7 protein-coding genes and 1 pseudogene are annotated in these 8,825 nt (G+C 60.4%); 4 read left to right on the forward strand and 4 right to left on the reverse strand.

Translation table 11 applies throughout. The features are described from left to right. Positions 1-62 precede the first annotated feature (62 nt). Together Q1W40_RS10760 and Q1W40_RS10765 are read right to left on the reverse strand one after the other, a co-directional pair. Positions 63-2,219 (reverse strand): bifunctional (p)ppGpp synthetase/guanosine-3',5'-bis(diphosphate) 3'-pyrophosphohydrolase, encoded by a 2,157-nt coding sequence (locus Q1W40_RS10760; RefSeq protein ID WP_300711763.1) that lies wholly within the window; start codon positions 2,217-2,219, stop codon positions 63-65. An 82-nt stretch (positions 2,220-2,301) separates the two neighbouring features. Further along, positions 2,302-3,225 (reverse strand): alpha/beta hydrolase, encoded by a 924-nt coding sequence (locus Q1W40_RS10765; RefSeq protein WP_300711752.1) that lies wholly within the window; start codon positions 3,223-3,225, stop codon positions 2,302-2,304. A gap of 98 nt (positions 3,226-3,323) precedes the next feature. Here Q1W40_RS10765 and Q1W40_RS10770 point away from each other — a divergent pair, with 98 nt between their 5' ends. From Q1W40_RS10770 to Q1W40_RS10780, 3 genes are all read left to right on the forward strand, one after another. Further along, on the forward strand, positions 3,324-4,094 hold the full coding sequence (locus tag Q1W40_RS10770) for a 3-hydroxybutyrate dehydrogenase (protein WP_300711754.1): 771 nt from the start codon (positions 3,324-3,326) through the stop codon (positions 4,092-4,094). A 35-nt stretch (positions 4,095-4,129) separates the two neighbouring features. Next, positions 4,130-4,861: a two-component system response regulator OmpR gene (ompR, locus tag Q1W40_RS10775; RefSeq protein WP_108322756.1), complete on the forward strand. Its 732-nt coding sequence runs from the start codon at positions 4,130-4,132 to the stop codon at positions 4,859-4,861. A gap of 131 nt (positions 4,862-4,992) precedes the next feature. After that, complete coding sequence (locus tag Q1W40_RS10780) at positions 4,993-6,243, forward strand: ATP-binding protein (RefSeq protein ID WP_300711757.1); 1,251 nt, start codon at positions 4,993-4,995, stop codon at positions 6,241-6,243. Positions 6,244-6,452: 209 nt separating this feature from the next. On the opposite strand, the gene ispF is transcribed toward Q1W40_RS10780, so the two are convergent. Both ispF and ispD read right to left on the reverse strand, forming a co-directional pair. Next, on the reverse strand, positions 6,453-6,932 hold the full coding sequence (ispF, locus tag Q1W40_RS10785; protein WP_300711759.1) for a 2-C-methyl-D-erythritol 2,4-cyclodiphosphate synthase: 480 nt from the start codon (positions 6,930-6,932) through the stop codon (positions 6,453-6,455). Next, complete coding sequence (ispD, locus tag Q1W40_RS10790) at positions 6,929-7,642, reverse strand: 2-C-methyl-D-erythritol 4-phosphate cytidylyltransferase (protein ID WP_300711761.1); 714 nt, start codon at positions 7,640-7,642, stop codon at positions 6,929-6,931. Before ispD ends, ispF begins: the two co-directional genes overlap by 4 nt. A 234-nt stretch (positions 7,643-7,876) precedes the next feature. On the opposite strand from ispD, the pseudogene Q1W40_RS10795 reads away from it, so the two are divergent. Next, a pseudogene (locus Q1W40_RS10795) lies at positions 7,877-8,825 on the forward strand (transcription-repair coupling factor); the annotation flags it as partial.

An 8,825-nucleotide genomic window follows, 5' to 3' on the forward strand; every position in this document is an offset into this window, starting at 1 on the left:
AGGTGGTGCTCTAACCAGCTGAGCTACGCGCCTGTTGAAGCCTTGAATTATAGCACCAAAAATCAGCGTCTTCGGGCTGCCCGAACACCTTTGACGTTTCGCACCGTGCCCAGCACCTTGTTCAGACCCGCCGCATCGCTGATTTCTACTGTAAAAGTCATCCAGGCTGTGCCCTTGACCGATTGGGTTTGCACCCCGATCACGTTCATTTTTTCTTTGGCAAAGACTTCCGAGATGTCTCGCAGCAAGCCTTGGCGGTCAAACGCTTCAACCGACACGTCGATGGGATAAACCGCACCGTCAGGCCCTTTGTGCTCACCCCATCGCACGTCGATCACCCGCTCACCATGGCGCGACGCCAGCTCGCGGAAATTGCTGCAGTCCTGGCGATGGATGCTCACGCCCTTGCCTCGGGTGACAAAGCCACTGATCACATCGGGCGGCGCAGGTTTGCAGCAGCGCGACAACTGGGTCAAGAGCGAATCCACCCCCACCACCAGCACGCCCGATGGTGATTTGCGCGCCACTGCGCCTTTGAATTTCTTTTGCAGGTACTCGTCAGGCAAAAGGGCGGGCTCAGGCGGGTTGAGCAACACCTCGATGTTGCGCAGCGAGTATTCGTCTTTGCCCACGACCTCGAACAAGCCCTCGGCCGACTTGAAACCCAGCTGACTGGCCAAATCCTCCAGCTTGGTGGAGGTGCGGCCCAGACGTTGCAAGAGTTTTTCGACCGCCTCGCGCCCACGCGCGATGGTCTCTTCGCTGATCTGCGCGTTGAACCAGGCACGCACCTTGGCACGGGCACGGTTGCTGGCCAAATAACCCAACTCGGGGTTGAGCCAGTCGCGTGAAGGGCCGCCTTCCTTGATGGCAGTGACCTCGACCGTTTGGCCATTGGCCAGGGGCGTGTTGAGAGGCACCATGGCGCCGTCGACCTTGGCCCCACGGCAGCGATGGCCTAAATTGGTGTGCACGGTGTAAGCAAAGTCCACAGGCGTGGCGCCTTGCGGCAGTTCCACCACGGCGGCGTCGGGCGTCAGCACATAAATGCGGTCGTCGAACAGGCCTTCGCCCTGCCCTGCACCGGACAAATCACGCTCCCACGCGAGCAGCTGCCGCAAGACCGCGATCTTGGCGTCGTAGTCGCTGCTGGCCGAAACGCCCGCATAGCCCTTGGCTCCGGCTTCCTTGTAGGCCCAGTGCGCCGCCACGCCATGCTCAGCATGGTCGTGCATGGCCTGGGTGCGGATTTGAATCTCGATCGGCCTGCCATCCACATCGCGCACCACCGTGTGCAGCGACTGGTAGCCGTTGGGCTTGGGCTTGGCGATGTAGTCGTCAAACTCTTCGGCGATCGGCACAAAGTGTTCGTGCACCCAGCTGAGCACTTGGTAACAGTCCGACACGGCGGGCACCACCACACGCAGCGCCCGGATGTCGAAGACCCGGTCAAAGGCCAGCGACTTGCCGCGCATCTTGCGCACGATGCTGTAGATGTGTTTAGGTCGCCCGTCGACTTGTGCCTTGACGCCCTGCGCGGCCAGTTCTTGCTGCATGCGCTCACGCAAGTCCACCATGTAACGCTCGCGCTCGCCCCGCTTTTGATCAAGCAAGCTGGCGATTTCCTTGTAGGTCACCGGCTCCAGAAAACGGAAAGACAGGTCTTCCATCTCCCACTTGATCTGCCAGATGCCCAAGCGATTGGCCAAAGGTGCAAACACCTGCAAGGACTCGCGGGCCAGTGCGGGCGGGACCGGCAGCTTGGTGGCCGCGTAATGGCGCAAGGTCTGCAGACGGGAGGCCAGGCGCAGCATGACCACACGCAGATCGCGGCTGAAGGCCAGCAGCATCTTGCGCACGTTTTCGGTTTGCAGCTTGGGATCGTCGACCAGTTGCGCACTGGTCTCGGCTGCTCTTGACAAGCGCTGCACATGCACCAGGTGGTTGGTCTGCATGGCCAGCTGTGCCAAGTTGGGGCCAAAGGCCTTGGCAATGACGTCTTCGGGTTTGTTCAGGTGCGGGCAGGCATAGACCAGGTAACTGGCCGCCTGCATTTGGGCCGAGCCACCGATCTCGGCCAGGATGGCGGCCACCGCATCGGCGTGCGTGAGGATGTTCTCGCCCGTGTCCAGACTTTCGCCCGAGATCAAAGGCTCGGCAAATGCGCGGGCACGGGCCAGGGTGTCCGCCAGATCGGCGTTGTCGGCCGTGGCCAGCATGACCGGCGGCACCGCCGCATGCAAATGCGTCGAGATGCGTGTCGGGCTGGCCGCGTGGCTGGTGTTGGGACTGACCATGGTCTCAAGCCGCAAGCAAGAAATTGGCCACCACCTCGATGTGCACATCGCTGGTGATGGTGGGGGCATGACCGCAATCGGCCCAAACAGCCAATTTGGCTTTGGGGCCACGCTCGGTCATGGCCAAAGCCGTTTCGGGGGTGAGCAAATCAGAATCGGCCCCACGAATGAGCAAGGTTTTCGCCTGTATCTGGTCGTACACGCTCCAAAGCAGCGCCTCGCCCGCTTGGGCTGCTTCAGGCGTCAACGCCCGCACGGGCGTCCCGATGGCCGGGTCGTAATGCAAAGTGACCGCGCCATCCGCGCAGGGCCGAACCATGTGCGAAGACATCTCGCGCCACACATCCGCTGGTACAGGACCAAAACCCTGCGACAACGCCCACATGGCCGCAGCAGCTTCGTCCAGGTCTCGGTACTGGCCATAACGGCCAACATATGTTTGCATTCGCTCGACCGAGGCCCATGTGATCGCGGGCCCCACATCGTTGAGCACCAAACGTCGAATCGGGCTGGGCAAAGGCAAACCCGGCTGACCGGCCAGCACCATCCCAATGAGCCCGCCCATGCTGGTGCCAAGCCAGTCCAGGCTCAACAATTCGGCACCACACTGAGCACGCACTTGCGCCAGCAAGGCCAGCATGTCGGCCGCGTATTGGGGGACTTGATAGCCCATGGGGTCCTCAAGCCATTCGCTGCGACCGCGCCCCACCACATCGGGGCAAATGACTTGCAAAGGCTCGGCACTGCGGGCCACCAAGGCTTTCGCCAAACGGTCAAAGTCGCGCCCCTGTCGGGTCAAACCATGCACGCAGACCACCACCCGGCGGGCTTGGGCATCCCCCCAACGCCAATAGGCCATGCGGTGCTGGCCCTCAGGGTGGGGGCAAGACACAAATTCAAGTTGAGGCTGCAAATCGCTGGTGGTCATGACAATCGGACACAATCAGATCAGACGTTACCCAAAAGAGTCATTGGGCAGCGCGATAATGGACTTTTATGCATCCTAATTCATCTGGAGTGGAAATCATGTTGCAAGGTAAAACAGCTTTGGTCACGGGTTCAACCAGCGGTATTGGTCTGGGCATTGCCAAGGCCTTGGCCAAACAAGGCGCCAACATCGTTTTGAACGGTTTCGGCGACGCCGAAGGCCCCCAGAAAGAAATCGCCGCACTGGGCGTGAAAGTCGCCTACCACGGCGCCGACATGAGCAAAGCCAACGAAATCGAAGCCATGATGAAGTTCGCGGCCGACACATTTGGCCGCGTGGACGTCCTGGTCAACAACGCCGGTATCCAGCATGTGGCCAAAGTCGAAGACTTTCCCGTCGAACGCTGGGACGCCATCATTGCGATCAATCTGACCAGCGCATTCCACGCCACCCGCCTGGCCTTGCCCGCCATGAAGGCATCCAACTGGGGCCGCATCATCAATGTGGCCTCGATCCACGGCCTGGTGGGTTCTGCAGAAAAATCAGCTTATGTGGCCGCCAAACACGGCGTGGTCGGTTTGACCAAAGTCACCGCGCTGGAAAACGCCACCACCGGCGTGACCTGCAACGCCATTTGCCCCGGCTGGGTGTTGACCCCTCTGGTGCAAAAGCAGGTGGACGCCAAAGCTGCGGCCATGGGCCTGTCCAACGAAGAAGCCAAAAAGCTGCTGCTGCAGGAAAAAGAGCCGTCCATGCAATTCACCACCCCCGAAGAACTGGGTGAGTTGGCGGTCTTTTTCTGCTCGCCTGCAGGCAACAACGTACGCGGTGTGGCCTGGAACATGGACGGCGGCTGGACCGCTCAGTAAACGGCGTTATCGACGACTTTATAAAAAATCTCACCATGACTGCACCTACCTCCCGCTTGGACAAGATCGTCATCGTCGACGACGACGCACGCATTCGTGATCTGCTTCGCCGATTCTTGTCGCAAGAAGGTTTTGACGTTTTGTTGGCAGAAGACGGGCGCGCTTTGGACCGCATCCTTCAGCGCGAGACCATCGATCTGCTTGTGCTGGACTTGATGCTGCCTGGGGAAGACGGCTTGAGCATTTGCAAACGACTTCGCGGCAACGGCACCAAAATTCCAGTGATCATGCTGACCGCCAAAGGCGAAGATGTGGACCGCATCAACGGCCTGGAAATTGGTGCAGACGATTACTTGGGCAAACCCTTCAACCCACGCGAACTGCTCGCGCGGATCCATGCTGTCTTACGCCGCAGGCCTCAGGCTGAAGTCCCCGGAGCGCCTGCCAACGACAAAGAAGTCATCACGTTCGGCGAATTCTCACTGGATCTGGGTGTGCGTGCGCTCAGTAAAAACGGGCAAGACATTCCACTGACCACGGGTGAGTTCGCGATGCTCAAAGCACTGGTGCGCCACCCTCGCCAAGCCCTCAGTCGGGACAAGTTGGCACAACTGGCTCGCGGCCGTGAATTTGAACCGTTTGACCGCAGCTTGGATGTTCAGGTTTCACGTTTGCGCAAAATGATTGAGCTCGATCCAGCTTCGCCCAAAATCATCCAAACCGTTTGGGGGGTAGGCTATGTCTTCGTTCCCGATGGCCAATCGTGAGCCCCACTGAAGTCACATTGCCGGAAAACGTTGCGCTGACAACCACGACACCGCGCAGGCTGAAATTCAGCCTGTTTTGGCGCACGTTTGTCTTGCTGGCGTTGTTGATCCTGTGCAGCAGCTTGGTTTGGTTGCAACTTTTTCGAACGCAAGAGTACGAGCCACGCATCATGCGCAACGCGCACCAGATTGCCACGGTCGTCAACCTGACCAAAACCGCCTTGACGCACAGCGACGCCATTGCCCGCGTGTCATTGCTCAAGACCCTGGCCGATGAAGAAGACGTCAATATCCAGACGCGAGAGCCCAACGACCGCATCGAGGTGTTTGGTGAAACTGCGATGGAGAAACAACTCGCGCAGGAAATGATCAACCGACTCGGTGAAGGCACAGCGGTCGCCTCCAGCGTGAACGAAAAATCAGGGTTGTGGGTAGGCTTCACCATTGAACGCGACAGTTACTGGCTCCAAATGGACCCCGAGCGACTCAAGCCATTGGGCGGAACAACCTGGCTGGTGTGGTTCAGCATGGCCATCGCACTCTCCTTGACAGGAGCGGCCATCATGGCTGGCTTGATGAACCGCCCCCTCAAAAGACTCTCTTACGCAGCCAGTCAGGTCAGAGAAGGACACTTCAACACCTCCACGCTGGACGAGCACGCCGCCACCAGCGAGATCCGCGAAGTCAACATCGGGTTCAACCGCATGGCCGAGCGGCTGGCCAAGATCGAAGCCGAACGGGCCTTGATGCTGGCTGGCATCTCTCACGACTTGCGCACGCCGCTGGCCCGCTTGCGACTGGAAACCGAATTGAGTGTGGCCGACCCCGAGACCCGTGAACTCATGGCAGGCGACATCGCCCAGCTCGACGAAATCATTGACAAATTCCTCGACTACGCACGGCCTGAGCCAACCAATCTCGGTCCCGTGTTGTTATCGGGTGTGGTCAGCCGCTGCATTGCCCCATGGCGCCACAACCCGCGCTTTGAGATTTCAGTGGATATTGCCGAAGACTTGCACGTTAAGGCGGAAACCGTCGAGCTGGGTCGCGTCCTGTCCAACCTGCTGGAAAACGCCCGTCGTTACGGCCAAAGCCCCAGCGATGGTGTGACCCGTGTCGAGATCGTGGCCCGCGTGCACGATGGCTGGGTGCTGTTGCGTGTGCGTGACCAGGGTCCTGGCGTGTCCGAAGAAACCTTGAAAAACCTGACCCAGCCCTTTTACCGGGGCGACACCGCGCGCACCTCGGCCACTGGATCAGGCCTTGGACTGGCGATTGTGGAGCGCTCGGTGCAGCGCATGGGCGGCACCTTTTCGGTGTTCAACAACAGCTCAGGCGGTTTGATGGCCTTGATGAAATTCAGGCAGGTCGACGCGGCTTAAAGCCTGTGGTGGATGGACCCCGGTTCAAGCCCGGGGTGACAAGCAAGGATCTGTCATGTCGGACTTGATCCGGCACCCAAGCACGCGTCTGTCATGCCGGACTTGATCCGGAACCCAAGCACGCATCTGCAATGCCGGACTTGATCCGGCATCCATTTCCCGGCATCGTCCAGCTGCCCCACAGAAGTCCAACTGCACACAACACGCCATCAGCGCTTTTCCAGCAACACCACGGCCCGCGCTTCCATGCTTTGACCCATGCCCACGGGTCCCAGCTTCTCGGCCGTTTTGGCTTTCACATTGACCTGATCGGGCTGCACACCCAGCGCCTTGGCCACCGAGGCGTTCATCGCGGCCATGTGCGGTGCCAGCTTGGGGGCTTGGGCAATCACCGTACTGTCCACGTTGACCAACTCATAACCGGCCGCACGCACCCGGCGCATGGCCTCGGCCAGCAAGACCGACGAGTCAGCGCCCTTGAATTGCGCATCCGTGTCCGGAAAATGCCGCCCGATGTCGCCCAGCCCCGCCGCGCCCAACAACGCATCGGTGATGGCGTGCAAGAGCACATCGGCATCCGAATGGCCCAGAAGACCCGCTGTATGCGGGATTTCCACCCCACCCAAAATCAGCTTACGACCGGGTACCAGGGCATGCACGTCCCAGCCTTCACCGATTCTGAAACTCATGCTCTGCTCCCCAAAATGGCTTCGGCCAACGCAAAGTCGGCCGGATAAGTGATTTTGAAATTCTGAGCCGTGCCTTCCACAAGGCGCGGCTTCAAGCCCAAGCGCTCCATCGCGCTGGCTTCATCGGTGATGCCCGCAAAGCCACTGGCAGCCACCGCTGCCAGCGCATCGTGCAAGGCCTGCAGGCGAAACATCTGCGGCGTTTGCGCGAGCCACTTGTGCTCACGCGGTACCGTGGCCAACACGCGACCACCCTCCTCGCTTTTGAGCGTGTCTGGCAAAGGCAGTGCCAGCAAACCGCCGACCGCGTCATCGCGGCAAGTCTCGATCAAACGGGTCACCGACGCGGGCGACACCAGACAACGGGCCGCGTCGTGCACCAACACCCAGTCTTGTGGGTCAAGTCCTGCGGCCAACATGGCCTGCAGGCCATTGAACACGCTTTCGGCGCGGCTGGCACCGCCACAGGCCACACGTTTGAAATGTGCGGGCCAGCCTTGCTCGGCCCAAACATGCCCATCATCGGGCGACAAAATCACCCAGCCACTGGCCAATGGCGCGACCTGCGCCAAAGCCTGCACGGTGTGCATGACCATCGGCTGCCCAGCCACCTGCTGGTATTGCTTGGGTTGCACCGTACCAGCACGGGTGCCCGTGCCCGCACAAGGGATGAGGGCGTGAAAACGGGTCGAAGGGGTGCGGTCGTTCATAAGTTGACATTGTAGTTTTGCAGGTCGTTGGCTTCGGCCCCGACAAATGCCGTCGGTCCATCTAGCCCTGTCGGGGCTGAAGGCGCCAACCTAGCGAAGACTGTGCCCAATACAAACACCGCCCTCATCAACACATCAAAGCTTCTAAAATCAGGGCAATTCGGAATTTCCACACCCCCCTCCTTTTTGGTGGGGGGTGTTCTGCTTTTTTCTTCGCCTTTGCCCATCTCCACCATGCAACTGCCCAGCCTGATTTCCGGCAAACGTTTCACCCTGCCCCGCCCTGTCGGATCGGCCGATGCCGTGCTCTTGGCGCAGCTGGCCGAGCGCGAGAAAAAAGCGGGCAAGCTCACCGCCATCGTGACCAGCGACGCGGCCGATGCACAAAGGCTTATGGACGAGCTGGTGTTTTTTGCGCCCGGCCTGCGCTGCGTGATGTTCCCCGACTGGGAAACACTGCCCTACGACACCTTTTCGCCGCACCAGGACTTGATCTCCGAGCGTTTGGCGACCCTGTGGCGCATCAAGCAGCGTAACCACGAAGAAAGCGCCGACGTGGTGCTGGTGCCGGCCACCACCGCGCTGTACCGGCTGGCCCCGCCGTCCTTTTTAGCGGGCTACACCTTCGAGTTCAAGGTCAAGCAAAAGCTGGACGAAGCTCAGCTCAAGGCCCAGTTGACGCTGGCGGGCTACTCGCACGTCAGCCAGGTGGTCAGCCCTGGCGAATACGCGGTGCGCGGCGGCCTGATTGACCTCTTCCCTATGGGCTCGCTGGTGCCTTACCGGGTGGACCTGTTCGACGACGAGATCGACAGCATCCGCACCTTTGACCCAGACAGCCAGCGCAGCCTCTACCCCGTGCCCGAGGTGCGGCTCTTGCCGGGGCGCGAGTTCCCGATGGACGAGGCGGCGCGTGGCCGATTCCGAAGCCGCTGGCGCGAACTGCTCGAAGGCGACCCGACCAAGAGCCGCATCTACAAAGACATGGGCAACGGCGTGGCCACGGCGGGCATCGAGTACTACCTGCCGCTGTTTTTTGAAGAAACCGCTACCGTGTTTGACTACCTGGGCGCAGGGCAAGCGGACGCGGCCACCGTGGTTCTGCACGGCGATCTGGAACCCGCCTTTCAGCGCTTTTGGCAAGACACCCGCGACCGCTACCGCCTGGTGCAGGGCGACCCCG

Origin of the sequence: Limnohabitans sp., from assembly GCF_030158565.1 — a bacterium.
In the GTDB taxonomy this organism is placed as follows: Bacteria; Pseudomonadota; Gammaproteobacteria; order Burkholderiales; family Burkholderiaceae_C; genus Limnohabitans_A.